Origin of the sequence: Bacillus cereus group sp. N12, from assembly GCF_016483575.1 — a bacterium.
Lineage (GTDB): Bacteria > Bacillota > Bacilli > Bacillales > Bacillaceae_G > Bacillus_A > Bacillus_A toyonensis.
The window spans coordinates 25,042-49,840 of sequence record NZ_JAEHBO010000017.1 but is presented as its reverse complement, the minus strand read 5'-3'; the positions used below and the strand labels follow the sequence as shown (position 1 = coordinate 49,840).

Genomic DNA, 24,799 nt, shown 5'->3' with positions numbered 1-24,799 from the left:
ATCTATCTTGTAAAACAAGATAGTGGGAGGATTTCAATTATGTCGACAAGTCAAATGCTGAAAGGGATTTTAGAAGGATGCTTACTTGCTATTATTTCTGAAGGTGAAATATACGGTTATGAAATGAGTGAAAAGCTAGCGAAGTATGGTTTTACAATGGCGAGTGAGGGAAGTATTTATCCGTTGTTAATACGGATGCAAAAAGAGGGGCTAATATCAAGTGTAATGAAGGAATCTCCATCTGGTCCAAAAAGGAAGTATTATACGTTAACAGAAAAGGGAGAAGATGAACTGGATGAATTTATGGGTCGCTGGGAAGCGATGCAAAGTAGTGTAGAACGTCTACTTGAAGGGAAGGGAAGAAAATAATGCTATCAAGTGAAGCGCAAAAGTTTTTGTTAGATATGAGATTGTTTTTGACCGCAAAGAGTGTGAAAGAAAGCGATATGGAAAGCTTTTTAGAAGATGCAGAGTTGCATTTAATAGAAGGTGAGAGTGGCGGGAAAAGTGTAGAAGAAATTTTTGGAAGTTCGCCGAAAGAATATGCTAATGAACTTGTAAAAGTGATGGAAAGAGATAGACAGGAAACGTGGAAGCAAATTGGTTTTACAGTAATGAATATCGTAGCATTTTGGATTATTGCTTCTATTTTAATAGTGAATAACGGAAAGTTACAAATTTCACTTATTCAGTGCATTGGTTATAGTTTCACATTAATGTTAGCTGTGTTAGGCCCTAATTTTTTGCTTCGTAAAATGACATTTGTAACAAGCTTTACCAAAACGTGGTTTTCTATGTGGTCTTTAGTCATGATCGCTCCAATGTTTTTATTAGGAGCTGTTACGATATTAGATGTAATATATCCTACAAAGATGGTTACATTCACCCAAATGCAAAGTTATATGTTAGCTGGTGGGATCTTTATCATGACAGTAGCTATAAACATGTATTTTGAAGGATGGTTTAAAAACTTATATTTAATTATTCCTCTTTCTATTATGTTAGTATTTCAAGCATTTACATCAGAAGATCTCATGCCAATGTTATTTCAGATTATATGTTTATACGGAAGTTTATTTATTTTAATTTTCGTTGAAATTATGATGAAGATGAATAGAAGAGAAACGGTTAATTAAGGGAGGGGCTATAATGAAGGTTTCTAAAGAAGGAGAAGAGTTTTTAATCGATATGAAAGTATATTTAATAACAAAAGGGATTAAAGAAGAAGATGTGGACGCTTTTCTAGAAGATGCAGAACTTCATTTAATAGAAGGTGAAAAAAAGGGGAAGACGGTAAGTGATATATTTGGTGATTCACCAAAAGAGTATGCAGAAGAATTGGTGAAAGAGATGGAGAAGGATAAAAGCGGGAGTATAAAAAGTATTTTAGGAATGATTATTGGTATTGGTGGATACTGGTTACTTACAAATATTTTATTTGGAAGTCCGAATCATGAATTTACATTAACGAATGTACAATTGATTGGATACCCAATTGTTTTAATGATTACTATTGTGGGTATTATTTTTGCTTTTAAGATGTCATCATTTAAAAGCAAAATAAAAGAATTTAGCATTATTTATGTAGCAGCTTTGCTACCAATTTTATTACTAGTATTATTAATGTTTATGAATAAATGGTATGGGACACCTGTATTGCAATTAACTACTATACAAAGTTACATACTAGCTGGAATTGTCTTATTAGTATTGTTAATTGGGGAAGCGTACATATTTGGATGGATTGGAATGCTAGTTGTTATTATACCGCTATTAATTATGTTTGTATTTAAAGAATTAGGAAAGCAAAACCCATATTGGGGAATACTAGAGCCTTTACTTCTGTATGGGAGTTTATATGTATTAATGCGATGGTCTTTAAAAAATGAAGAGCAAAAAACTGTAAACTAGTGTTTTACTGATATTGAGCGAACGGAATATTTTATTGAGAGGGGAACAAATATGCAAAGTATATTTCTAGGTATATTATCTATTATATTTCTAGGTTTAACAATTTTCGGGCTATATACTACCTTTTCGAAAAAGGTACATGATAACTATTTTGATACTTTATTAGATGACACATCAGGATATATTTTGTTCTTCGGGTTAATAGGAAAAAGGCTGCTCTGGATATGCAAAAAATTATTTCCAAAGAAATATTATATAGGGATTTTTAGAGGGATTACATTTACGTTTAGTTGTCTATTTTTATTTCTAGCAGCCGGGACTTGGTTTGTTGATTAAATAAGTTGTTTTAAACAGTAATAAGATTGTTACTGTTTTTTTCTTTGTAATAAAGAGCTTTGTAAAGAGAGTTCTTTTTGTTCGTTTGTTAATAAGGAATGAATATGGACGTTTTCTGGGCGGGGGACTATAGGGTACATCAGATTTGATGGAGAAGGGTGGTGTTCCGAGCCAGTTGGAGAATGAGGATCTGCATGTGTAAGTTTTCCGTGAACCCGCCTTGTGAATAAAATATGGCCAATTTCGTGAGCGAGCGTATATATATTTTTCATAGGAGCGGCTGAATTTGTTAAAACGATATAACCAGTAAGTTGTTGTTGTTTAGCTAAAGAGTAAGCACAGGCAATTACTGCTGTTTCTTTAAAATAATCACTGCCAATATAACAAATATAAAGATCACATTCTGGAGCTTCATTTACACACGTTTGGAAAAAGGATGCTAATTTTTCCTGACTTTGAATAGAATTTTTATAACTAATTTCACGGTCTGAAAAACGAAAAAGCTCATTTAATACAATTACTTCTTGAATTTGAAATGTAATGGGGTGCCAAATTGATTCTGCGACTGCTAAATCTTTTGCGATACGGTCTTCAGAAATGTTGGCGCCTGGCGTAATGCAAATACATATATTGACGTATGGATCCATAGGGAACACCTCAAATGAAAAAATTCTTCCTATAATATATGTGAGAAAAAGGTGCTATGTATGGATAAACGCCTTGTTTATTACATGAATATATAGACTACAAGTCGAAAAAATTTCATAGTTCTATAACGTAGTATGGTCATCTTTTTGATATAGTAAAGGAAAGGGGGAGAATATATGTATACATTAAAAATCGTTTCAGACAGAGAAGCTCTTTATCAATTTGCGAGTTATGTAAAAGTTGTGCAAGGGGTTGTAGATGTATATGTAGAGGTGGGAGAACCTGTATATGAACATCCATTAATGAAGTTTTACGTACATATTAAGCTGGGGGAAACATATGATCAACATAAAGCGTTACAAGAAATAGCAAGATTAGTAGAATTGGGGCGTTTTACATACGTTCATTATCGTAATGATGAAATTGAAGAAGCTTTTGAAGCTGTAAAATATGAAAGTTTTAAGAAATAAAGTGAAAAAAGGGAGCGAAAGCTTCCTTTTTTTCTTGAAATTTACATCAACAAAATGAGAAAAATTTTGTTATGATAAGGGAGGGTGAGGAAAGGAGAGTTTACATATTGGGGTATATTGAAGAGTTACGTAAAGTCGTTGGTACAAGGCCACTTATTTTAGTAGGATCAGCAATTATTATATTAAATGATAGGCAAGAAGTATTGCTTCAATATCGTTCAGACACATATGATTGGGGTGTACCTGGCGGAGCGATGGAGCTAGGAGAAACGACAGAAGAAACTGCTCGCAGAGAACTATTTGAAGAGACGGGACTAAACGCGAAAATTATGCAATTTATCGGGGTTCTTTCGGGAAAAGAAGTGTACTTCCAATATCCAAATGGAGATGAAATTTTTAATGTCATTCATCTGTATCAGGGGCATCATGTGAGTGGGGAAGTTAAGCTTGATCATGAAGGATTACAGCTTCAATATTTTCCGGTAGATAAGTTACCGAATTTGAATAAAACAACAGAGAAGATTTTACAAAAATTCCTATACGCATTGACAGAATAGAAGGTTAATTCCTTCTATTTTTATTATATTAAATATTTTGATTTTTTAGTATGTTTATAGTATGATAGTTGTAGATATACATCTTATGGAATTTCACCTAAAAACTGACTAGGGTACATAAGAGAGGGGCAAGTACAAAATGCATAATGTTGTCATTACAGCTGCAGTTCGTTCACCAATTGGAACTTTCGGAGGAGCACTAAAAAATATAACACCAGTAGAATTAGCTGTTCCTGTACTTCAGGAAGCTGTAAAACGAGGCGGGGTAGAACCACATGAAGTTGATGAAGTAATTTTAGGTCATTGTATTCAAAGAACTGATGAAGCAAATACGGCGAGAACGGCTGCATTAGCGGCAGGATTTCCTGACACAGTTACGGGCTATACAATCCAACGCCAATGTTCTTCAGGTATGCAAGCAATTATGTCAGCTGCAATGCAAATTCAATTAGGTGTGAGTGATGTTGTTATTGCAGGTGGAGTAGAAGCGATGAGTTCGAGCCCTTATGCATTGAAACAGCACCGCTGGGGACAACGTCTACAGCACGGAGAAATTCGTGATACGGTGTGGGAAGTGCTAGAAGATCCGATTCATCATATTATGATGGGTGAAACAGCGGAAAATTTAGTTGAACAATATGAAATTACAAGAGAGGAACAAGATGAAGTTGCGCTTCGCAGTCATACATTGGCACTACAAGCAATCGAGTCTGGATACTTTGACGATCAAATTGTTCCTATTACAATAAAAGAGCGTAGAAAAGAAATTGTATTTTCTAAGGATGAACATCCGCGTGCAGATATTACAGCGGAAAAATTAGCTGGATTAAAACCAGCTTTCCGTAAAGATGGATCTGTAACGGCAGGGAATGCATCTGGTCTTAATGACGGAAGTGCAGTTCTAGTATTAATGAGTGAAGAAAAAGCGAAAGAAAAAGGCTTACAACCGTTAGCTAGAATTGTTGGCTATTCAGTAGCTGGAGTAGATCCTAAAATTATGGGAATTGGACCAGCACCAGCAATTCGTAAAGGATTAGAAAAAGTAGATTGGTCATTAGAAGATGCAGATTTACTTGAAATTAATGAAGCTTTCGCTGCGCAATACCTAGCTGTAGAGAAAGAATTAGGTTTAGACCGTGAAAAAGTGAATGTAAACGGTAGTGGTGTAGGACTTGGACACCCAATCGGTTGTACAGGAGCTCGTATCACTGTAAGTTTAATTCATGAATTAAAAAGACGTGGATTAGAAAAAGGAATTGCCTCTTTATGCGTCGGTGGCGGTATCGGGGTTGCCTTATTTATAGAAGCATTATAAAAAAGAAGCAGCGTTTGCTGCTTCTTTTTTACGACTCAAATAGATGATGGAATAATCGATCGCGATTTTCAAAGAAAAGTTTCGTCGTTTGATAATGCTCTGTTTCTTCTAAAGATGATTCGTGAATCCCCTCTTGTGTTAAAGAATACATAGTAGATTCAGGATAAGCCATTAATATAGGGGAATGCGTGGCAATAACAAATTGTGAACCTTGTTCAGCTAGTTCGTGCATTCGAATGAGCATGGAAAGTTGTCTCATCGGGGATAAAGCTGCCTCAGGCTCATCTAAAATGTATAAACCTTGTCCTGAAAAACGGTTCATAAATAAGGAGAAAAATGATTCGCCATGTGATTGTTTGTGTAGTGAGATACCACCATATGAGTCAATAACTGGATTTCCGCGTGCTTCTGGATCAGCATCCATTTCATCGATATAAGAAGCGACGTTATAAAATGATTCAGCGCGAAGAAAGAAACCATCGCTTGGTGTATTGAAACTTTTGGAAATTCGAAGATATTCATGTAAAGATGAATGTGAATTATTTGTGCTAAAACGGAAATTCTTCGTTCCACCTTCAGCATTAAAACCTAAAGCAATTGCAATTGCTTCAAGTAGTGTTGATTTACCTGTTCCGTTTTCTCCAATAATGAATGTTACATTTGGATGGAAAAGGAGCGATTGTAATGTTCGAATAGCGGGTAAACAGTAAGGATATGCGGAAAAGCTAGGGATATCTTCTTTTTTTAATGTGACACTTTTTAAAAAGGGTACGTCAATCAATATATAAACCTCAATTCATAACGGATTTTGATTTAAAAAAAGCAAAAAATACAAGTGTAAGACGACTTGCTAATAAAGTGCGCCAAAACCGAGATTTTCCCAGCCGAACGTCATTCTCTGCAATATAAAAATGGAAAGAACGCTTATAAAGCCAACGAGAGCAGGCGTATATTTTATAATTTTTAAGTTCTTCCATAGAAAAAAGAAAAGTGTTAATGACATGAGAACTCCCATTTTATTTTCTGAATATTTCATGAGGATTATAACATGGAAACTATCATATTCCAATGTGAAAATAAACATTGCATGAAGGTCAATTCTCTCGTTATGATAGATGATATTCTATTGGAAATATGAAAAGGAGTTAAAATATGCCGTTTACATTTGCGCATCCAGCAGCTGTTCTCCCTTTTTCTAAAAAGCAGGTTAATTATATTTCAGTAACGGCTCTTATATTAGGTAGTATGGCACCTGACTTTGAATATTTTTTACACTTTAGACCGTATGGCGTGATTGGACATACGTGGCTTGGGTTCTTATATTTAAATTTACCTCTTGTCTTTCTATTAGCATACATATATCATTACATTTTAAAAAAGCCGTTTATAACACATTTACCTAAACCATTTGCAGGCTACTATACATATGCAGTAGATGAGAGGTGGGGACTTCATACATGGAAGGATTTCTTTGTATTTTGCTATTCTGCTTTATTTGGTATGCTCACGCATGTTGTTTGGGATGCGTTTACTCATAATACAGGCTACTTCGTTAAGGAAATACCATTGTTACAAAGAGAATTACATAGTATTCCGGTGTATAAATATATGCAACATGGGAGTACATGTGTTGGTTTATTATTACTATTACACGTACTATGGAAGTATAAAGATGAAACAGGGAAAGATATTATTATAGCTTCAGAAAAAAGGAAGTATTGGATTTCGGCAATCATTGTGGCAACTATTATATTTATCGTTCACGCGTTCGTAAATCCCTATTTTCATATTTTCCAAATAGGGGGTATAATAGTATCTGGACTGACAAGTTCGTTTTGTGGACTTCTTATTGTTTCTATAGTTTACAAGACTAGGGACTAATTTATTTTAATGAATGATAGTGTTAGGAGAAATTAAATGATGAAAGCATGGAAAAGTATTTTTGTTTTATGTAGTTTTCTTCTTATGTTAAGTGGTTGCTTCCATCAAGAAGAAAAGAAAGCTGAACCGAAGAAGAAAGAATCTATTCCTGAAACAAAAGAATATGGTGGGCGTGAGCTAAAAAAAATTGGGCAAAAAGTGAAAGAAACAGGATGGGGTACTTTCAAGTTAGAGCAGATACATTCTGTGAATCAAACATTTGAAGTAGCACCAATGAAAATTCATGTACAAGATGTGAAAGTAATCTCTTTATCACAAATGAGTGAAGACGCAAAAAATACATTAAAAGCATATACGGCATTAACTCCTGACGAAGTAAAGCGTAGATTGGGCGATAAGGTAAGTCAAGAAGATGCTGAATTATATGCATCGCTAAGTGGAACAGAGATTAGTGATACGATTCGTTACGTTGAAATTACATATAAGGTGGAAAATAGCGGGAATAAAAATATGCAATTTTTCTCTATGAATGATGTTACGATTAATGATAAGCAACATTTTAAAGTAGCGACTCAAAACTTTTTATATGATGAAGATACGCTCGTTGGTACGAAAAATGTATCAAGAGAAGATTATAAGCCTGGTGAAACAAGAGATGGAATTATCGGTTTAATACTTGATGATGGAAAAGAAAAGGTAAAGGATATTAAATTTACAACGGATGATTTAATGGCAGGAGACACAGAAACACAAGAAACTGTTAAAGAATCACAAAGTTTTAACATTTCACTTTCTGAGTAATATGTTTTTAAAATGATATAAGGAAAAACAGTCAGCATTCTATATATTATGCTGACTGTTTTTTTATTTCTTTTATGTATGAATCTACATTTTGAAAAGGCACTTTAATTTTAAACGCATCTTTTTGTTCATTAAATTGTTTTTCGTTATAGGGACCGAAACGTTTATTGTGCTTTACGTCAATAATCCAATAATGTTCACTTTTTTTATTTGCAATTGCTGCGTCAGGGTTATTTGGATCTGACTTTTCCTCTGTTTGTTTTACAATAATGTATTTATCATCCCAAGCGATGTCTGTAATTTTGGCAGGGATGTATTGTGTGGCATATACAGCATCTTGCGTAGGGAACAGTTCAAATGCATTTCCAGAAGTACGTATGAGTTCGTATTCATCGTTAATCGTATAAGATACATGGTTTGTATTTCCTGCACAAGCAGTTAATAGGACGGCGACGAATAGGATTATCCATTTTTTCAATATGGGAACCTCCTTTACAATGCTGTTGTAACACATTGTACAAGAAAAGTAAGAGAAACGCCAGTTTACAATGTTTTTTAGAAGTGGTACGATGTAACGGGTAAAGAAGGATACGAAGGAGTCGACATAAAATGAAGTTGAAGATGCATCGTCCAGCGCTTGTAATGAATCGCATAGGTGCTTCCCTAATTGACATGTTTTTAATCTCGGTTATGTATGGTGCAGTAGTAGCTGTTATGACCGGAAACTATAGTGCTATTTTTAATCGGTTTAATATAAGTTTCGGTGACTATAGATATGATCTCGCAGTAGTTTTCATATTAATGGTTCTATATTTTATTTTGTTACCTTTTATTTGGAACGGTGTTACACTTGGGAAAAAAATAACGAGAACAAAATTGATTTCATTGACGAGTGAAAAATTAACGTTGCAAACATTAACTTTACGATTTTTTGTATTGTTATTACCGAACATATTGTTACTTGGAATTCCGTTAATATGCAACGTATATATGATGTTGTTCCGCAAAGATAATTGCGGTTTTCATGATTTAATTACAAAGACAAAAGTGATGAATCTAGTATAATAAAAAACCTTTTTATGCTTGTACATAAAAAGGTTTTTTATTATGGAAGGATATTTTTCGAAGTAGAAAGTCCTTTTTAATAGATTGAAAATTAAGAAAATGGTATAATAAATGAAAATAATATCTTTATATAATGAAGGGGGAAGCTGTAATGACGGGAGGTAGCATAATCTTTTGGGGGATTTTAATTTTCATTGGTCTCGTTTTCGATCAGTGTAATAGTAAGAAAAAAGAAGGAGTAAAAAAGTAATCGCTTACAAATAAAAGAGTAACTTTTCTTGCTTGCAGACTAATCTTATAAAGGAGTATACTGAATGACGGTAAGACTTATAGAAGGGGTAATGAAAATGAAGCTTGCAGGAAAAGTTGCTATCGTAACTGGCGGTGGCATCGGTATTGGACGTAATACAGCTCTTTTGTTGGCTAAACAAGGCGCAAAAGTAATTGTGACGGACATTGATCAAGAGAGTGGACAAGCAACAGTGGAGGAAATTACGAATCTAGGCGGAGAAGCCCTTTTTGTATCCTATGATATGGAAAAAAAAGGAGATTGGCAACGTGTTATCAGTATTACTTTGAATGCATTCAGTCGCATTGATATGCTTTTTCAAAATGCTGGTTTATATAAAATAGATTCTATTTTTTCTCGCCAACAAGAGAACGATTCCAATGTACTTTGTATTAATGACGTTTGGATAGAGATAAAACAATTAACGTCATCTTTTATGAAACAGCAAGAAGAAGTGGTGCTTAGTGACTTACCGATTTTCGGTATTATTAGCACGAAAGGACAATCATTTCATACAGTAGAAGCCCTAGTATAATAATGAAAACCGCCCTCAATGTATGTGGACGGTTTTTTTGTATGTTATATACAAGAAAAATTTTTTAGCGAATACGTTGTTCGGTTTGGCTATCAAAGAAATGCGCTTTATTTAAATCAAATGCTAATTTAATTTGGTCTCCAGGTGAGAATATATGTCTTGCATCAACACGTGCTGCAAAATCTTGATTTCCAAGTTTCATATATAAAATGGATTCAGCACCTAACAACTCAGCAACTTCAATTTTTGATGTGAAAGTAGTAGATTGTGAAGCCTCTAAAAATAGTAGTTCATCATGAATATCTTCAGGACGAATTCCTAAAACGATTTCCTTATTTACATAACCTTGTTCACGTAATAATTTCATTTTTCCTTCAGATACTTTGATTTTCAATGAATTATCTATAACGAAATCAGTTTCAGTTAATGTACCACGGAAGAAATTCATCGCTGGAGATCCGATAAATCCGCCAACAAAAATGTTTTCAGGTGTTTCATATACTTCTTTTGGAGTTCCAATTTGTTGAATCTTTCCGTCCTTCATAACAACAAGACGGGAAGCCATTGTCATTGCTTCTGTTTGATCATGTGTTACATAAATTGTCGTTGTTCCAAGGCGATGGTGTAACTTAGAAATTTCTGAGCGCATTGCAACACGGAGTTTTGCATCTAAGTTTGATAATGGTTCATCCATTAAGAAAACTTTCGCGTCTCGAACGATTGCTCTACCTAACGCAACACGTTGTCGTTGTCCACCTGATAACGCTTTTGGTTTTCTATCTAAATATTGTTCAAGCCCTAAAATTCGTGCGGCATCTTTCACACGACGATCGATTTCATCTTTTGGTATTTTTCGAAGCTTTAATCCAAATGCCATATTATCATATACACTCATATGTGGATAAAGAGCATAGTTTTGGAAAACCATTGCGATATCACGATCTTTTGGAGGAACATCATTCATTAGCTTACCATCAATTGAAAATTCTCCTTTTGAAATATCTTCAAGTCCAGCTACCATTCGTAATGTTGTAGATTTTCCGCATCCAGAAGGACCAACAAATACGATAAACTCTTTATCTTGAATGTGTAAATTAAAATCTGTTACAGCGGTTACGTTATTATCATATATTTTATAAATGTTTTCTAATTTCAGTTCTGCCATGGTATTTCCCCCTAGAAAAAATTATGCAAACGTTTTCTTTGAGTTTATTATAAACGAATAGATTCAAAAAATAAATAAAAAAATAAAACGTTTTCATTTATTCGAGTGATATGTAGTAGTTTTCATATGTTTTCCTAGAAAAAGAAGAATAAAAATTGTAAGCGCTATTTTAAATTAAGATAGAATCTGTTATCATTCATTAATGAAAACGTTTGCGCCTTGGGGAGAAAGATAAGAATGAATTACTAATGAAATGGGGTAGCATAATGGAAAAACAATGGTGGAAAGAAAGTGTAGTATATCAAATTTATCCTCGTAGCTTTATGGATAGTAATGGTGATGGTATAGGGGATCTTCGTGGTATTATTTCAAAGCTAGATTACTTAAAAGAATTAGGGATTGATGTAATTTGGTTATCACCAGTCTATGAATCTCCAAATGATGATAATGGTTATGATATAAGTGATTATTGTAAAATTATGAACGAGTTCGGAACAATGGAAGATTGGGATGAGCTATTACATGAAATGCATGAACGTAATATGAAACTTATGATGGATTTAGTTGTTAATCATACTTCTGATGAACATAATTGGTTTATTGAATCACGTAAATCAATAGATAATAAATATAGAGATTACTATATATGGCGTTCTGGAAAAGAAGGGAAAGAGCCGAATAACTGGGGAGCAGCTTTTAGTGGATCTGCATGGCAATATGATGAAATGACAGATGAGTATTATTTACATCTGTTTTCTAAAAAACAGCCGGATTTAAATTGGGATAATGAACAGGTAAGACAAGATGTTTATGAAATGATGAAGTTTTGGTTAGAAAAAGGAATTGATGGATTCCGCATGGATGTTATCAATTTTATTTCTAAAGAAGAAGGTTTACCGACTGTTGAAACAGAAGAAGAGGGGTATGTTTCAGGTCATAAGCATTTTATGAACGGTCCAAACATTCATAAATATTTGCATGAAATGAATGAAGAAGTATTGTCTCATTATGATATTATGACGGTTGGTGAAATGCCTGGTGTAACGACAGAAGAAGCTAAATTGTATACAGGAGAAGCTAGAAAAGAACTACAAATGGTATTTCAATTTGAACATATGGATTTAGATTCAGGAGAAGGCGGAAAATGGGATGTAAAACCATGTCCACTTCTTACTATAAAACAGAATTTAACAAAGTGGCAAAAAGCATTAGAGCATACAGGATGGAATAGCCTGTATTGGAATAACCATGATCAGCCGCGCGTTGTATCTCGTTTTGGTAATGATGGGATGTATCGTACTGAATCTGCGAAAATGTTAGCGACGGTGCTTCATATGATGAAAGGAACACCATATATTTATCAAGGAGAAGAAATCGGAATGACTAACGTTCGATTCGAATCAATTGATGAATATCGAGATATTGAAACGCTAAATATGTATAAAGAAAAAGTGATAGACCGTGGTGAAGATAAAGAAAAAGTCATGGAATCTATTTATATAAAAGGTCGTGATAATGCTAGAACTCCGATGCAGTGGGATGATCAGTATCACGCTGGATTTACAACGGGTGAACCTTGGATTACGGTAAACCCTAATTACAAAGAGATTAATGTGAAACAAGCAATCCAAGACGAAGGATCAATTTTTTATTACTATAAGAAATTAATTGAGTTACGCAAAAATAATGAAATAGTTGTGTATGGATCGTATGATTTAATACTAGATAATAGCCCTTCTATTTTTGCTTATGTAAGAACATATGGAGAAGAAAAGCTACTTGTGATTGCAAACTTCACTGCGGATCAATGTGTATTTGAATTGCCTGAGAACATTGTTTATAGTGAATCAGAACTGTTAATACACAATTATGACTCGGAAAATGGATTAATGGAAAACGTTACATTGCGTCCATATGAAGCAATGGTGTATAAATTGAAATAAGAAAAAGCCTTATGTCCGAGCGGCATAAGGCTTTTTCTATTACCATTTTAATATTGAGAATCCGTGCGGTGGAAGTGTAACTTGTAATACACTTGCTTCTGCTGAAAATTCTTCGTTTGTATATATATTGACTATTTTCTTCCTTGTAATATGGATAGGGAGTGAAGCTGTAATTTCATCGTTAGTAGGATTTAAAACGAAAAAGATAGTTTCATCTCCATATGTTTTCGTATAAGAAATGTAATTATGTTCATCATTTGCTTCGATGAATTGGAATGTACCATGTCCTCCAAATGCTTTATATTGTTTTCGTAATGAAAGTAATGTTTGTATATGTGTAAATAATACATGGTCTTGTTCTTTTGTATCCCAAATCATACATTTGCGGCAATCCGGGTCCATGCCACCATCCATACCGATTTCGTCTCCATAATAAATACAAGGAGAGCCGATGTAAGAAAGATGGAATACATAGAGTAACTTTAACTTATTTTTATCTCCGTTACATGTTGTTAATATTCTTGGTGTATCATGGCTGTCTAATAAATGAAATGCGGCTTCATTTATATTCATAGAGTAGGAATGTAGGGATTCTGTAATTTGTTTCATGAATTCACTTGCTTTAATGGAATTGTTAGCAAAGTAAGAAAGTAGAGCATTTGTAACAGGATAGCTCATGACAGCATCAAATTGATCTCCGTGTAGCCATGGGAGGGCGTCGTGCCAAATTTCTCCTAAAATATATACTTCAGGATTTAACGCCTTTATCTCACTTCGGAATTCTCTCCAAAAGCAGTGGTCAACTTCATTTGCTACATCAAGGCGCCAACCGTCTATATTGAATTCTCTTACCCAATAACGCCCTACTTCAAGTAAATATTCTTTTACATCTGGGTGTGCAGTATTTAATTTAGGCATATACGGTGTAAATGCGAAAGTATCATAATTAGGAAGTGGCTCGGTTATAATTGGGAATTCATGAATGTGGAACCACTCTTTATATGCTGACTTTTCACCATGTTCTAGTACGTCTTGGAATTTATCGAAAAAGTAGCCACTATGATTAAACACAGCATCGAGCATTACTTTTATACCGTGTTTATGACATGCCCCAACAAGTTCTTTGAAAGTTTCTTTCGTCCCGAATTGCGGATCGATTTCCATGTAGTCAATAGTGTCATATTTATGGTTTGAATGAGCTTTAAAAATAGGTGTGAAGTATATTCCGGAAATCCCAAGTTTAACAAGGTAATCAAGGTTTTGAATAATACCAGCAAAATCTCCTCCGAAAAAATTAGTTGGAGTTGGTTCGGTACTTCCCCAAGGGAGGGTGTTTGCTGGATTTAATGTGCTGTCCCCGTTAGCGAATCGTTCTGGGAAGATTTGATACCATACTGTGTCCTTAATCCAAGGTGGTGCCATGAAAACGTCTTTTGTATGAATGAATGGAAAGCAGAAAAAGTTACCGACATCGTCATCTGGAATGTTTGAGAAAAAGCCTCGTTCTGCATAAATAAGAGTTTCTGTCTCAGTTTTTAATTCGAATCCATAACGTAAGCGCTTAAATTTTGGTTCGATTGAAATGGACCAATAATCAAATAATGCAGTAGAACCAGTTTTGTTCATCGGCGTATTTGACGTAATCCATTTTCCATCTGTCCATTCGTAAGGGTCACCATAAATAAGAGTGGCGATTTGAACATCGTTTCTCTTAGTACGTATTCGGATGTGAATTGTTTTTTCATCGTAAGCGTATGCATAATTATCTTTCGGCCTATGGTAAACGGCTTCTTTAAGCATATAGAAAATCCCCCTTTAATATCTCTATACATATTATTCCCTTAAATGTAATAATAAAGCCTGTATTGCAAACGATTGCCTTTCTATTAGCTTTAATATTGCTTATAAGAGTAGTATTCATTTCATATAAAGTCAATGTATAAAGAGCATAATGACATTATTTTTAAAATTAATATTTGCAAAATGAATAAAAGAATGTATAATGATAGACAAATAGCGCAAACGTTTTCATAAATTTGAGATAAGGTTTGCGCTTCTATTAAACTTTCAAATGCAAACGTTTTCAATTAGTAAGGTACATAGACAATTTAGGGAGGTTTTTTGGGATGAAGAAAGCATTATCATTATTAACGGTTTCGGCATTATCAATTGGTATGTTATCTGCATGTGGGCCGAAAGATTCAGGGAAAAAAGAGGAAAGTAAAGCGAAGAAAGACTATGACCTTCTCGTTTGGGAAGATGATAAAAAAGGCGTTGGTTTAGAACCAGCAGTGAAAAGCTTTGAGGAAAAATATAAAGTAAAAGTAAAAGTTGTTGAAATGCAAATGACAGATCAAGTGAAGAAGTTACGTCTTGATGGACCAGCGGGGACTGGACCGGATGTTGTAACATTGCCACACGATCAAATCGGAAATGCAGTAACAGAGGGCTTACTTTCTGAAGTGAAAGCAGATGATGCTGTTAAGAGTAAGTTTACTGATTTATCAATAGAAGCACAGACATATAACGGGAAACTATATGGCTTACCAAAAGCGATTGAAACACCAGTCTTTATTTACAATAAAAAGTTTATGCAAAAAGCACCAGAAACAATGGACGAATTGTTTAACTTCTCAAAAGATTTTACAAAGGATGGCAAGTACGGATTTTTAACATTAGGAGATAATTTTTACTTTGCTAATGCATTCATGGCAGGTATGGGTGGTTATGTGTTTGGTGAAAAAGATGGAAAACCAAATGCAAGTGATGTTGGGTTAAATAATAGTGGTGCTGTACAAGGTGCTGAATATCTTCAGAAATGGTACAAAGAAAAACTATTCCCGAAAGGTATTATCGGTGAATCTGGTGGACCTGCTGCTGATGGATTATTTAATGAAGGAAAAGCAGCTTCTATCATGAACGGACCATGGGCGTTCCAAGCGATGGAAAAGAACGGAATTGATTATGGTGTTGCTCCAATGCCAAAATTACCAAATGGTCAACCGATGAAAACGTTCGTTGGGGTAAAAGGATGGCATGTAACAAGCTTCTCTAAACAAAATGATTTAGCTACTAAATTCACTGAATGGGTAACGAATGAAGAAAACGCGAAAATTAGATTTGAGAAAACGAAAGAAATTCCGCCAGTAAAATCAGTAATGGAAGATCCGATTATTAAAGATAACGAAGCTGCAAAAGCGGTTGCAACGCAATCAGAAAATGGAATTCCAATGCCAAACATTCCAGAAATGCAAGAAGTATGGAAACCAGCTGGAGATGCCCTTCAATTAGTTGTTACAGATAAAGAGGCGCCAAAAGCAGCTCTTGATAGTGCAGTGAAGCAAATTAAAGGTAATATTGAGGCAAATCATAACAAGAAAAAATAAGGTGAAGTTCGTGCCTCTAATATGAGGGGCACGAATTCTCTCCCTTCCAAGTAGGAAGAAAAAAGGGGGAAGGAATATGCAAACATCTATGGAACCAATGAAAGATATGAACGGTTCAAAACATAGGAAAATGGCAACCATGTTATCAATCATTCCGGGCGTGGGCCAAATGTATAATAAACAATTTGTAAAAGGTCTTATTTTTCTAGTATTAACAGGTTCATTTATTGTAGCCTTTGCTGATTTATTAAATATGGGATTATGGGGGATTGTAACGCTTGGTACAGAAGTTCCACGTGATCATTCTGTCTTTCTATTAGTGGAAGGGATCTTAGCACTTATCGTTATCGGGTTTGGACTCGGAATATATGCATTTAATTTATATGATGCGTATCAAAATGGAAAGAAACGTGATATCGGAACACCTTTAAACTCTGTAAAAGAGCAATACCGTAATTTATTAGATCAAGGCTTTCCGTATTTAATGGTTTCGCCAGGTTTTCTACTACTTATCTTTGTTGTTGTATTTCCAATCATTTTCGTAATTTTAATTGGATTTACGAACTATGATTTATATCATTCTCCTCCAGCTAAATTAGTAGATTGGGTGGGCTTTAAAAACTTTATTGATATTTTCACACTACCGATGTGGAGAGAGACATTTTTAAGTGTATTCTCTTGGACGGTCATTTGGACATTCGTTGCAACGACATTACAAGTTGCACTCGGTATTTTTTTAGCGATTATCGTAAATCAGCCTGGTATTAAAGGGAAGGCAATTATTCGAACAATCTTCATTTTACCGTGGGCTGTTCCAGCATTCGTATCTATTCTTGTTTTCTCTGGTATGTTTAATGAAACATTTGGAGCAATTAACAATCAAGTATTGGCGTTATTCGGAATTGAAAAGATAGCTTGGATGACAGATCCATTTTGGGCGAAGATAGCTTTAATTATGATTCAAACGTGGCTTGGGTTCCCATTCGTCTTTGCAATGACAACAGGTATTTTGCAATCGATTCCAGGAGAATTATATGAAGCGGCTACAGTAGATGGAGCGACAGCTTGGCAACAGTTTCGTAAAATTACATTGCCACTTGTTTTATATGCAACAGCACCAATATTAATTACGCAATATACGTTTAACTTTAATAACTTTAGTATTATCTATCTATTTAACGGCGGAGGTCCTGCTGTAGCTGGACAAGATGCAGGTGGAACAGATATTTTAATTTCATGGATTTATAAGTTGACGATGACTTCAGCACAGTACGGGAAAGCAGCAGCTCTTACAATGATTTTATCGTTAATCGTTATTACAGTTGCGTTATGGCAATTTAAGAGAACAAAATCATTCCAAGAAGAGGATATGATGTAAATGAATATTAAAAGACAGAAGATGTTACGTCTCTCATTAAGCTATTTCGTTATTTTTGTAATGTGTGCCATCATTTTCTATCCATTATTATGGATTATTGGCTCATCGTTTAATCCGGGTGATAGTTTATCTGGATCAAGTATTATTCCGCAAAATGCAACGTTAGATCATTATCGTAAGTTATTAGATCTAGAGAATAGTAATTACTTACTATGGTATAAAAACACATTAAAAGTAAGTGTTTTAACGATGATTTTCTCAGTGTTAGCAATTAGTTTTACTGCTTATGCATTTTCGAGATACCGTTTTGTTGGAAGAAAAAATGGCTTACTAACATTTTTAATTCTGCAAATGATTCCGAACTTTGCAGCGTTAATCGCTCTATACGTATTAGCGCAGTTAACAGGATTAATTGATACACACCTTGCATTAATTTTAATTTATGTAGGCGGGGCAATCCCTATGAATACATGGCTTATGAAAGGGTATTTTGATACGATTCCGAAAGAATTGGATGAGTCAGCTCGTATGGATGGAGCAGGGCATTTTCGTATTTTTTGGCAAATCATTATGCCGCTTGCAAAGCCAATCGTAGCGGTTGTAGCGTTATTCACTTTCATCGGTCCATTTACAGATTTCATTTTAGCGAGTATCATTTTGCGCACACCAGAAAATTATACTTTAGCAGTTGGATTATATGAAATGGTAGCGAAGAAATTTGGTAATGAATTTACGACGTTTGCAGCGGGTTCAGTATTAATTGCAATCCCAATTTCAATTTTATTCCTATCACTACAAAAATACTTTATCTCTGGTTTAACAGCTGGAGGTACGAAAGGATGAAAAATGGGACATTACGTCCCATTTTTCTTTTCATCTCCCTATAAAAAGCTTTATAGGGAGATGAAAAGAGATTTGACATCACATGTGAAAATAAGTGAAATAAATAGTATATTATAGTATAGGAAAAAAGAGCTATATCCCTTACAATACATGGAGAGGGAGAATATGATAAGTTTTGCAAGATAAAATAAATAAATGAAAGTTTATGACTTCTCCTATGACTTGCAACGAGTGCAAGATAAAATATATGAAAAATGGCAGAGAAGTGAGAGGAGGGGATTTTTTATGACAGTTACAATTAAAGATGTGGCGAAGAAGGCGAACGTAGCACCATCAACTGTTTCTCGTGTAATTGCTGATAATCCAAGTATAAGTGAAAAGACAAAGCGCCGTGTTCGAAAAGTAATGAGTGAATTAGGATATCATCCAAATTTAAATGCAAGAAACCTTGCGAACCAAACGACGAAGACACTTGGTCTTGTTATGCCAAGCTCTGCAAGTAAAGCTTTTCAAAATCCGTTTTTCCCGGAAGTTATAAGAGGAATTAGTTCATTTGCACATGTGGAAGGGTATGCACTTTATATGTCGACAGGTGAAACGGAAGATGAAATTTTTAATGGTGTTGTAAAAATGGTACAAGGGCGTCAAATTGGTGGTATTATTCTTTTATATTCAAGAGAGAACGATCGGATTATTCAATACTTGCATGACCAAAACTTCCCGTTTGTTTTAATTGGAAAACCATATGATCGAAAAGATGAAATCACATATGTAGATAATGACAATTATACAGCTGCAAGAGAAGTGGCAGAATATTTAATTTCACTAGGACATAAACAGGTCGCGTTCATTGGTGGTGGCTCAGATTTACTTGTAACAAGAGATCGTTTAGCAGGTATGAGTGATGCTTTAAAATTAGCAGACATTGTATTACCGAAAGAGTATATTTTACATTTTGATTTTTCAAGGGAAAGTGGTCAACAAGCTGTTGAAGAGTTAATGGGACTAAAACAACCACCGACAGCAATTATAGCTACGGATGATTTAATTGGACTTGGTGTGTTAAGTGCGCTTTCTAAAAAAGGATTCGTTGTACCGAAAGACGTTTCAATTGTAAGCTTTAATAATGCTTTATTATCAGAAATTGCGAGTCCGCCGCTTTCAACAGTTGATGTGAATATATATCAGTTAGGATATGAAGCAGCAAAAGCTTTAGTTGATAAAGTGGAGAATGCTGAATCTACTGCCAAGTGTATCATTATTCCGCATAAATTATTGAAGCGTCAAACATGTGATCATTATGCAAAAAAAAGCTAGGAGTTTAACTCTTAGCTTTTTTTTGTAGAAAGGCTTCTAAACGATCACAGCCTTCTTTTAAAGTTTCGATACTATATGCATAGGAAAGGCGAAGATAACCTTCACCATACTCAGAAAATGCTGTTCCAGGAACGATGGCTAGTCCAGCTTCTTTTACTAGATCAAGTGCAAAATCAAATGATGAAGATGTTAAATGGCCAACATATGGGAATAAGTAAAATGCACCTGTTGGTTTTTCAACTGTTAGCCCCATTTGAGTGAGTCTATTATATACGTAATCACGGCGTTTTTTGTATTGTTGGCGCATCATCTTCGGTGCGTCTTTAGCGGCAGTTAATGCTTCGATTGCGGCATATTGGGCGATTGAAGTAGCACATGTTACATTGTATTGATGAACTTTTAAAATATGTCCTGCTAAATAGTTTGGTGCGAATAAAAGTCCAACACGCCAGCCAGTCATAGAATGTGATTTAGATAAACCGTTAATGACGATCGTCTTTTCACGCATTTCTGGGAAATGGGCGATAGATGTGTGTTTTTCTTCGTATACAAGTTCGCTGTAAATTTCATCTGAAAGAACAAAAATATTTTTATCTTTTAAGACTGATACAATATCTTTTAATTCTTCTTTTGATAAAGTTACACCAGTTGGATTAGAAGGATATGGCAGTACGACGCATCTCGTTTTTTCTGTAATAGCATTTTCTAGTGCTGCAGCAGTTAAACGAAATCCAGTTTCACGAACATCTACAAAAATTGGCGTTGCGCCGCATAGTCGAATAATAGGCTCGTAACCTGGATAAATAGGAGCAGGCAAAATTACTTCTGTCCCGGGCTCTAAAATCGTTCGGAATGCAACGTCAATTGCTTCACTAGCACCGATTGTAACGATGGTTTCGTTTTCAGCTGAATAATGTAAATCGTAGTTATCTTTTACAAAGTTACAAGCGGCCTTTCGTAATTCTAGTAAACCAGCGTTATGTGTGTAGCTTGTATAATTTTCTGTAATGGCCCGTTTTGCCGCTTCTTTTACGAGAGAAGGTGTAGGGAAATCGGGTTGCCCAATTGTTAAAGAGATAAGATTATCATAGTTTTGAATCATATTAGAGAATTGGCGGATTCCAGAAATTTGGATGTCCTTTACTCTAGGATTAATGAATTGTTCCATTGTATCTCCCTTTCTTCCGTTTGAAAATTAAGTTCATTTTATCATACTTTCTATGATTGCGCTTTGTATATGAAATTTAGAAAGAGAGAACAGAAAAAAAGCCGCTATAAGCGACTTTTTAGTATCCGTATTCCCAATCTATTTCATCTTCATTCCAAAGTACAGAGGATACTTTGCCAAGGTGAACAACTGATTCGTTCACAGCACATGTGCAATCTGCTTCTCCTGTTTTATGCTGTAATTCCTCATACACTGATTTTTCAACATTTTCTAGAACTACCAAATTTTCTTCTTTTAAAACAAGCGTAGTACCTGCCATATTTATCTTCCTCCTACTAAAGTAATGATCACTTATTTGTAAACATAGATAGTATGGATTATATGCTGTATTTTACTATAGTTGTCCGTCTAGTGAAGTATTTTTTATATTTTCTTTGTAATCCGTATTCATTGTATACTGCATGAAGGAAATTTGGTACAGGGTTTACAATCATTTCGAAAATCTGTAACAATTAATATGTGTTGTTAACAAAGAATTAACAAATATGTTAAGAAAAATCAAAATTTTAAAACAAATACACTAATAAAATGATATAATCATATCAAAATACATATAGGGGATGAGAGGCTATGGAGCTTATCCGTGATTTATTGATCCAAATTGCCATCATTATTTTGCCATTATTTTTATATGAAGCGATTCGTTTAAATCGCTATCAAGAAATGCCTCCGAAGCCGAATCGTTACTTTATTATGTTTTTATCTAGCGTTACACTCGTTCTCTCCATGACATATTCTATTTGTTTTGACAATGTTTGCGGGTATAACTTTCACCCAATCCCAATTGTCAGTGGTTTTTTATATGGTGGGATTGTCGGTTTAATCCCAGCAGTTATTTTTGTTACATATGAATGGGCACTAAAAGGAATGAGCATTCTTCCAGTTGTAGAAGTAATATTTCTATTGATAGTTCCATTGTTCTTATCAAAGAAATGGTCTCTTTTTTCAAGGGGTAAGAAGCTAATTTTAGCATTTATGATTTCGTCATTTTATGTGTTGGTTTTTCTAGTATTTGGTATAATTAATGTGCTGTTAGAAACAGGTTTTACACCGTATATTTCGCAAATATATAGCGGATTTATATTTGCCTCGCTTATTATGGTTATGACTATGGTATTTCAGGTGTATTTAACGGAATATTTAAATGAAAACGCATTACTACGTACTGAGATGCAAAAATCAGAAAAACTTAATATCGTAAGTGAATTAGCAGCAAGTGTTGCACATGAGGTTCGAAATCCGCTCACTGTTGTTCGTGGATTTATCCAATTGCTAGAAAGTACGGAAGAAATGAAGAATAAGGACTATATGCGTCTCGTATTAGCTGAATTAGATCGGGCGGAACAAATTATTTCAGATTATTTAAATTTAGCAAGACCGCAAATTGAGAAAAAAGAACACATTTGTTTATCCGCGCAACTTATAGAAATGACTACTTTAATGTCATCATTTGCAGCGATGCAAGGTGTATATTTGCAAGTTGAGATTTCTGAGAGCCTTTATACGATTGGTGATAAGACGAAATTGAAGCAAGCTATTATGAATGTTGTTAAAAATGGTATTGAAGCAATTCAAGGAAATAAAGGATATTTAAAAGTAACGGCTGTTCAAAAAGACGAAACAATCGTAATAAGAGTTAAAGATAGTGGCGTTGGTATGACAAAAGAACAGTTAGCAAGGCTTGGACAACCGTATTATTCTTTAAAAGAAAAAGGGACAGGATTAGGACTTATGGTGACATTTAGTATTTTACAAGCGCATAATGGTACACTGGAATATAAAAGCGAAAGCGGAAAAGGTACTGAAGCGATTATTATATTACCAGCTGTAAGAAATAAGGAATAAAAGTTACCGATGGAAGGTAACTTTTTATTTTATATTGTTTATTCGTTTGTTCTTTCTTGTTTTGTTCGGCTAAATAAACTTTTAAATGAATGGAAGAAACCTTGTTCTTTTGAGGCGGCGACCATTCTTTTTGTTTCTTGAATTTCGCGAATAACTTGCATAAGTTGTGTATCACGGTTACTGTCTTTATTATAAATTTGATTAACGAGTTTATTCATTTTTTCTTCTTGCTTGGATTCTCGTTTATACATATGATTCATTAATAAGTCCATCTTTTCTTTTTGCAAGGCATCTGTTTGAGCGGCGTGATCAACTAACTCTTGTAGCATTTTTTCTTGAGAGCCTTCTTTTACATAAACTTGTTGCATCAATTCATCTAATTTTTCATCTTTCAAACGATTTTGTGTAATTAGAGTAGAATTTTGATGAATAATTGCTTCATTTAATTGAGCGAGCATTTCGAGTTTTAACATGAACTCCTCAAAGTTACGCCCATCTTCTTTTTCTTTCGTTTGTATTTCTTGCTTATCTTGTATAGCGGGTACAGGCGGGGCCTCTTTTTCTTTTAAAATAATAGGTATCGTTTCTGAAATATCTTCTTGCAGTTTAGCAGCTCTTTCATGTATAGATTTCAATAGTTTTAAATCATCCAGTTTATAAATACGAGCATCAGCTGTTTTTGAAATGATATACCCATGTTCCTCTAACAGTTGGCTATATTTACGGACTATATGTTTTGGGATGCCTGTTTTATTCGTGACATCTTTTGTTTTATAGATAGCTTCCATGTTATTTCCTCCCCAAAAAGTATCGTATATATCATTTCAATCTTTTTATGAGGACTTCCTTTGAAAAAGAATGTCGGAAGGTTATTAGTTTTCTACAGCATTAGTGAAAAGATGAAGAAAAATGAGAGATTTTTGGCGGAATGGCGAAGAAGAGCTAAAATAATGTCTGAAAACATATACAGGAGAAGTTTGTTATAATAACGGAGGAAAAGAAACTGGTAGAATCATGGAGGTATACATGAAGCAAATAAAAGGTATTATCATTTCAATTATTGCAATTCTTTCTATTGTAGTAGCGGTGTATGAAGTACTTGTTCCAGAGGAAACAAGTATCAAAAAAACGAATGCGTATGATCAAGTTCTAGAATTTCCGAAAGAGCGATATCCAGAGACAGGGAAACATATTACGGATGCTATAAAAGAAGGACATTCAGAAGTTTGTACAATTGATCGTGGTGGTGCTGGAGATAGAAGGAAATTATCGTTAGCTCCATATCCATCAAAAAAAGGCTATGATCGTGATGAATGGCCAATGGCGATGTGTAAAGAAGGCGGAAAAGGGGCGCATATTGAATATATAAGTCCAGCGGATAATCGCGGAGCAGGTTCTTGGGTAGGAAATAAGTTAGATAAATATCCAGATGGTACGCGTGTGAAATTTGAAGTGAAGTAGTGTTACATATTTCATAATGAAGGAGAAGGGGAACGATGGAGTTAACAATTTCTTATTCACAATTAATGTTGATGAACTATGACGGTGAACAGCCTTACGTAGACTGGACGGATGAAGATTTTGATAGAGGTTATGCTAAGGCGGATGGAACTGTTATTTTTGAAGCACTTTCTGATTATACTTGTGAAATAAAAGTGACTTGTGGAAAACATATTGAGAAAGAAGAAGTAATTAGAACAGTTACGGTTCCTTTTACAGTTAAAAATGAATGTATCGTTGTAACGAGTATTCTTTCAAATAAATTTCAAATTCCTATTCCAAATGGTGAGTATACAGTTGTATTGCAGGTAATTCCTCTTGAAGAACCAACGGATGATGAGTTATATAAACTACAATACGAATTCTTTTTTGAAAGTAAAGAATAA

28 protein-coding genes and 1 pseudogene are annotated in these 24,799 nt (G+C 34.5%); 20 read left to right on the top strand and 9 right to left on the bottom strand.

The window, feature by feature from the left end; genetic code table 11:
• Nucleotides 1-39 precede the first annotated feature (39 nt).
• Genes JDS92_RS11560 through JDS92_RS11545 form a run of 4 tightly spaced genes read left to right on the top strand, consistent with a single transcriptional unit; the run spans nucleotide 40 to nucleotide 2,247 of the window.
• Entirely contained in the window at nucleotides 40-369 is a 330-nt protein-coding gene (locus tag JDS92_RS11560) for a PadR family transcriptional regulator (protein ID WP_000107973.1), read from the top strand.
• A complete protein-coding gene (locus JDS92_RS11555; protein ID WP_199631958.1) occupies nucleotides 369-1,136 on the top strand; it encodes a DUF1129 domain-containing protein in 768 nt (255 codons plus the stop codon). Before JDS92_RS11560 ends, JDS92_RS11555 begins: the two co-directional genes overlap by 1 nt.
• Nucleotides 1,137-1,149: 13 nt before the next feature.
• Nucleotides 1,150-1,911, top strand: coding sequence for a DUF1129 domain-containing protein (locus JDS92_RS11550; protein WP_199631957.1), 762 nt, complete (start codon nucleotides 1,150-1,152; stop codon nucleotides 1,909-1,911).
• Nucleotides 1,912-1,962: 51 nt separating this feature from the next.
• Entirely contained in the window at nucleotides 1,963-2,247 is a 285-nt protein-coding gene (locus JDS92_RS11545; RefSeq protein ID WP_001190630.1) for a hypothetical protein, read from the top strand.
• Nucleotides 2,248-2,276: 29 nt separating this feature from the next.
• Here JDS92_RS11545 and JDS92_RS11540 read toward each other — a convergent pair whose 3' ends face one another.
• A complete protein-coding gene (locus JDS92_RS11540; protein ID WP_000371630.1) occupies nucleotides 2,277-2,894 on the bottom strand; it encodes an ImmA/IrrE family metallo-endopeptidase in 618 nt (205 codons plus the stop codon).
• Nucleotides 2,895-3,071: 177 nt separating this feature from the next.
• Here JDS92_RS11540 and JDS92_RS11535 point away from each other — a divergent pair, with 177 nt between their 5' ends.
• From JDS92_RS11535 to JDS92_RS11525, 3 genes are all read left to right on the top strand, one after another.
• Nucleotides 3,072-3,365 (top strand): DUF3928 family protein, encoded by a 294-nt coding sequence (locus tag JDS92_RS11535; protein WP_199631956.1) that lies wholly within the window; start codon nucleotides 3,072-3,074, stop codon nucleotides 3,363-3,365.
• Nucleotides 3,366-3,472: 107 nt separating this feature from the next.
• On the top strand, nucleotides 3,473-3,922 hold the full coding sequence (locus JDS92_RS11530; protein WP_000540531.1) for an NUDIX hydrolase: 450 nt from the start codon (nucleotides 3,473-3,475) through the stop codon (nucleotides 3,920-3,922).
• A 139-nt stretch (nucleotides 3,923-4,061) separates the two neighbouring features.
• The gene (locus JDS92_RS11525; protein WP_000552062.1) at nucleotides 4,062-5,237 is read left to right on the top strand and encodes an acetyl-CoA C-acetyltransferase; all 1,176 of its coding nucleotides are present in this window, start codon (nucleotides 4,062-4,064) and stop codon (nucleotides 5,235-5,237) included.
• 28 nt (nucleotides 5,238-5,265) lie between these two features.
• Here JDS92_RS11525 and JDS92_RS11520 read toward each other — a convergent pair whose 3' ends face one another.
• On the bottom strand, nucleotides 5,266-6,018 hold the full coding sequence (locus JDS92_RS11520; protein ID WP_199631955.1) for an AAA family ATPase: 753 nt from the start codon (nucleotides 6,016-6,018) through the stop codon (nucleotides 5,266-5,268).
• A gap of 10 nt (nucleotides 6,019-6,028) precedes the next feature.
• Nucleotides 6,029-6,273, bottom strand: a pseudogene (locus JDS92_RS31390) (hypothetical protein).
• A 116-nt stretch (nucleotides 6,274-6,389) separates the two neighbouring features.
• Here JDS92_RS31390 and JDS92_RS11515 point away from each other — a divergent pair.
• Both JDS92_RS11515 and JDS92_RS11510 read left to right on the top strand, forming a co-directional pair.
• A complete protein-coding gene (locus tag JDS92_RS11515) occupies nucleotides 6,390-7,118 on the top strand; it encodes a DUF4184 family protein (protein ID WP_199631954.1) in 729 nt (242 codons plus the stop codon).
• A gap of 36 nt (nucleotides 7,119-7,154) precedes the next feature.
• Nucleotides 7,155-7,919: a hypothetical protein gene (locus JDS92_RS11510; RefSeq protein ID WP_000973887.1), complete on the top strand. Its 765-nt coding sequence runs from the start codon at nucleotides 7,155-7,157 to the stop codon at nucleotides 7,917-7,919.
• A gap of 46 nt (nucleotides 7,920-7,965) precedes the next feature.
• On the opposite strand, the gene JDS92_RS11505 is transcribed toward JDS92_RS11510, so the two are convergent.
• On the bottom strand, nucleotides 7,966-8,397 hold the full coding sequence (locus JDS92_RS11505; RefSeq protein ID WP_199631953.1) for a DUF3997 domain-containing protein: 432 nt from the start codon (nucleotides 8,395-8,397) through the stop codon (nucleotides 7,966-7,968).
• Nucleotides 8,398-8,528: 131 nt separating this feature from the next.
• Here JDS92_RS11505 and JDS92_RS11500 point away from each other — a divergent pair, with 131 nt between their 5' ends.
• The 3 genes from JDS92_RS11500 (at nucleotide 8,529) to JDS92_RS11490 (ending at nucleotide 9,808) form a co-directional block, all read left to right on the top strand.
• Nucleotides 8,529-8,984 (top strand): RDD family protein, encoded by a 456-nt coding sequence (locus JDS92_RS11500; protein ID WP_000769092.1) that lies wholly within the window; start codon nucleotides 8,529-8,531, stop codon nucleotides 8,982-8,984.
• Nucleotides 8,985-9,135: 151 nt separating this feature from the next.
• Complete coding sequence (locus tag JDS92_RS11495; RefSeq protein WP_000145635.1) at nucleotides 9,136-9,234, top strand: hypothetical protein; 99 nt, start codon at nucleotides 9,136-9,138, stop codon at nucleotides 9,232-9,234.
• Between the two features lie 64 nt (nucleotides 9,235-9,298).
• On the top strand, nucleotides 9,299-9,808 hold the full coding sequence (locus JDS92_RS11490; RefSeq protein WP_199631952.1) for an SDR family NAD(P)-dependent oxidoreductase: 510 nt from the start codon (nucleotides 9,299-9,301) through the stop codon (nucleotides 9,806-9,808).
• Nucleotides 9,809-9,872: 64 nt separating this feature from the next.
• On the opposite strand, the gene JDS92_RS11485 is transcribed toward JDS92_RS11490, so the two are convergent.
• The gene (locus JDS92_RS11485) at nucleotides 9,873-10,973 is read right to left on the bottom strand and encodes an ABC transporter ATP-binding protein (RefSeq protein WP_000818938.1); all 1,101 of its coding nucleotides are present in this window, start codon (nucleotides 10,971-10,973) and stop codon (nucleotides 9,873-9,875) included.
• Between the two features lie 266 nt (nucleotides 10,974-11,239).
• Here JDS92_RS11485 and malL point away from each other — a divergent pair, with 266 nt between their 5' ends.
• Nucleotides 11,240-12,916: an oligo-1,6-glucosidase gene (malL, locus tag JDS92_RS11480; protein ID WP_199631951.1), complete on the top strand. Its 1,677-nt coding sequence runs from the start codon at nucleotides 11,240-11,242 to the stop codon at nucleotides 12,914-12,916.
• Between the two features lie 39 nt (nucleotides 12,917-12,955).
• Here malL and JDS92_RS11475 read toward each other — a convergent pair whose 3' ends face one another.
• Nucleotides 12,956-14,716, bottom strand: coding sequence for an alpha-glycosidase (locus JDS92_RS11475; RefSeq protein WP_000910469.1), 1,761 nt, complete (start codon nucleotides 14,714-14,716; stop codon nucleotides 12,956-12,958).
• 326 nt (nucleotides 14,717-15,042) lie between these two features.
• Here JDS92_RS11475 and JDS92_RS11470 point away from each other — a divergent pair, with 326 nt between their 5' ends.
• From JDS92_RS11470 to malR, 4 genes are all read left to right on the top strand, one after another.
• Entirely contained in the window at nucleotides 15,043-16,302 is a 1,260-nt protein-coding gene (locus tag JDS92_RS11470; RefSeq protein WP_000709915.1) for an extracellular solute-binding protein, read from the top strand.
• A gap of 76 nt (nucleotides 16,303-16,378) precedes the next feature.
• The gene (gene malC / locus JDS92_RS11465; RefSeq protein WP_001195001.1) at nucleotides 16,379-17,680 is read left to right on the top strand and encodes a maltosaccharide ABC transporter permease MalC; all 1,302 of its coding nucleotides are present in this window, start codon (nucleotides 16,379-16,381) and stop codon (nucleotides 17,678-17,680) included.
• Complete coding sequence (gene malD, locus JDS92_RS11460) at nucleotides 17,681-18,523, top strand: maltosaccharide ABC transporter permease MalD (RefSeq protein WP_001022595.1); 843 nt, start codon at nucleotides 17,681-17,683, stop codon at nucleotides 18,521-18,523. It abuts the gene before it with no gap.
• Nucleotides 18,524-18,808: 285 nt separating this feature from the next.
• Entirely contained in the window at nucleotides 18,809-19,840 is a 1,032-nt protein-coding gene (malR, locus tag JDS92_RS11455) for a maltose operon transcriptional repressor MalR (protein ID WP_061529584.1), read from the top strand.
• 4 nt (nucleotides 19,841-19,844) lie between these two features.
• On the opposite strand, the gene JDS92_RS11450 is transcribed toward malR, so the two are convergent.
• Entirely contained in the window at nucleotides 19,845-21,008 is a 1,164-nt protein-coding gene (locus tag JDS92_RS11450) for an aminotransferase A (protein WP_199631950.1), read from the bottom strand.
• A gap of 118 nt (nucleotides 21,009-21,126) precedes the next feature.
• A complete protein-coding gene (locus tag JDS92_RS11445; RefSeq protein WP_000929282.1) occupies nucleotides 21,127-21,327 on the bottom strand; it encodes a hypothetical protein in 201 nt (66 codons plus the stop codon).
• A 311-nt stretch (nucleotides 21,328-21,638) separates the two neighbouring features.
• On the opposite strand from JDS92_RS11445, the gene JDS92_RS11440 reads away from it, so the two are divergent.
• A complete protein-coding gene (locus JDS92_RS11440) occupies nucleotides 21,639-22,913 on the top strand; it encodes a sensor histidine kinase (RefSeq protein ID WP_000420365.1) in 1,275 nt (424 codons plus the stop codon).
• Nucleotides 22,914-22,951: 38 nt separating this feature from the next.
• Here JDS92_RS11440 and JDS92_RS11435 read toward each other — a convergent pair whose 3' ends face one another.
• Nucleotides 22,952-23,701 (bottom strand): DUF3967 domain-containing protein, encoded by a 750-nt coding sequence (locus tag JDS92_RS11435; RefSeq protein ID WP_000387496.1) that lies wholly within the window; start codon nucleotides 23,699-23,701, stop codon nucleotides 22,952-22,954.
• 238 nt (nucleotides 23,702-23,939) lie between these two features.
• Between JDS92_RS11435 and nucA the strand changes: the two genes are divergently transcribed.
• Together nucA and JDS92_RS11425 are read left to right on the top strand one after the other, a co-directional pair.
• Nucleotides 23,940-24,374, top strand: a complete 435-nt coding sequence (gene nucA / locus JDS92_RS11430) for a DNA-entry nuclease (protein WP_199631949.1) — start codon at nucleotides 23,940-23,942, stop codon at nucleotides 24,372-24,374.
• A 35-nt stretch (nucleotides 24,375-24,409) separates the two neighbouring features.
• Nucleotides 24,410-24,799 (top strand): competence protein ComJ, encoded by a 390-nt coding sequence (locus JDS92_RS11425; protein WP_098137302.1) that lies wholly within the window; start codon nucleotides 24,410-24,412, stop codon nucleotides 24,797-24,799.

Bases quoted from the DNA above. Each gene is read 5' to 3' on its own strand.
- JDS92_RS11560 (WP_000107973.1), top strand. From the start codon at position 40: ATGTCGACAAGTCAAATGCTGAAAGGGATTTTAGAAGGATGCTTACTT.
- JDS92_RS11555 (WP_199631958.1), top strand. From the start codon at position 369: ATGCTATCAAGTGAAGCGCAAAAGTTTTTGTTAGATATGAGATTGTTT.
- JDS92_RS11550 (WP_199631957.1), top strand. From the start codon at position 1,150: ATGAAGGTTTCTAAAGAAGGAGAAGAGTTTTTAATCGATATGAAAGTA.
- JDS92_RS11545 (WP_001190630.1), top strand. From the start codon at position 1,963: ATGCAAAGTATATTTCTAGGTATATTATCTATTATATTTCTAGGTTTA.
- JDS92_RS11540 (WP_000371630.1), bottom strand. From the start codon at position 2,894: ATGGATCCATACGTCAATATATGTATTTGCATTACGCCAGGCGCCAAC.
- JDS92_RS11535 (WP_199631956.1), top strand. From the start codon at position 3,072: ATGTATACATTAAAAATCGTTTCAGACAGAGAAGCTCTTTATCAATTT.
- JDS92_RS11525 (WP_000552062.1), top strand. From the start codon at position 4,062: ATGCATAATGTTGTCATTACAGCTGCAGTTCGTTCACCAATTGGAACT.
- JDS92_RS11515 (WP_199631954.1), top strand. From the start codon at position 6,390: ATGCCGTTTACATTTGCGCATCCAGCAGCTGTTCTCCCTTTTTCTAAA.
- JDS92_RS11510 (WP_000973887.1), top strand. From the start codon at position 7,155: ATGATGAAAGCATGGAAAAGTATTTTTGTTTTATGTAGTTTTCTTCTT.
- JDS92_RS11500 (WP_000769092.1), top strand. From the start codon at position 8,529: ATGAAGTTGAAGATGCATCGTCCAGCGCTTGTAATGAATCGCATAGGT.
- JDS92_RS11495 (WP_000145635.1), top strand. From the start codon at position 9,136: ATGACGGGAGGTAGCATAATCTTTTGGGGGATTTTAATTTTCATTGGT.
- JDS92_RS11490 (WP_199631952.1), top strand. From the start codon at position 9,299: ATGACGGTAAGACTTATAGAAGGGGTAATGAAAATGAAGCTTGCAGGA.
- JDS92_RS11485 (WP_000818938.1), bottom strand. From the start codon at position 10,973: ATGGCAGAACTGAAATTAGAAAACATTTATAAAATATATGATAATAAC.
- malL (WP_199631951.1), top strand. From the start codon at position 11,240: ATGGAAAAACAATGGTGGAAAGAAAGTGTAGTATATCAAATTTATCCT.
- JDS92_RS11475 (WP_000910469.1), bottom strand. From the start codon at position 14,716: ATGCTTAAAGAAGCCGTTTACCATAGGCCGAAAGATAATTATGCATAC.
- JDS92_RS11470 (WP_000709915.1), top strand. From the start codon at position 15,043: ATGAAGAAAGCATTATCATTATTAACGGTTTCGGCATTATCAATTGGT.
- malC (WP_001195001.1), top strand. From the start codon at position 16,379: ATGCAAACATCTATGGAACCAATGAAAGATATGAACGGTTCAAAACAT.
- malD (WP_001022595.1), top strand. From the start codon at position 17,681: ATGAATATTAAAAGACAGAAGATGTTACGTCTCTCATTAAGCTATTTC.
- malR (WP_061529584.1), top strand. From the start codon at position 18,809: ATGACAGTTACAATTAAAGATGTGGCGAAGAAGGCGAACGTAGCACCA.
- JDS92_RS11450 (WP_199631950.1), bottom strand. From the start codon at position 21,008: ATGGAACAATTCATTAATCCTAGAGTAAAGGACATCCAAATTTCTGGA.
- JDS92_RS11445 (WP_000929282.1), bottom strand. From the start codon at position 21,327: ATGGCAGGTACTACGCTTGTTTTAAAAGAAGAAAATTTGGTAGTTCTA.
- JDS92_RS11440 (WP_000420365.1), top strand. From the start codon at position 21,639: ATGGAGCTTATCCGTGATTTATTGATCCAAATTGCCATCATTATTTTG.
- JDS92_RS11435 (WP_000387496.1), bottom strand. From the start codon at position 23,701: ATGGAAGCTATCTATAAAACAAAAGATGTCACGAATAAAACAGGCATC.
- nucA (WP_199631949.1), top strand. From the start codon at position 23,940: ATGAAGCAAATAAAAGGTATTATCATTTCAATTATTGCAATTCTTTCT.
- JDS92_RS11425 (WP_098137302.1), top strand. From the start codon at position 24,410: ATGGAGTTAACAATTTCTTATTCACAATTAATGTTGATGAACTATGAC.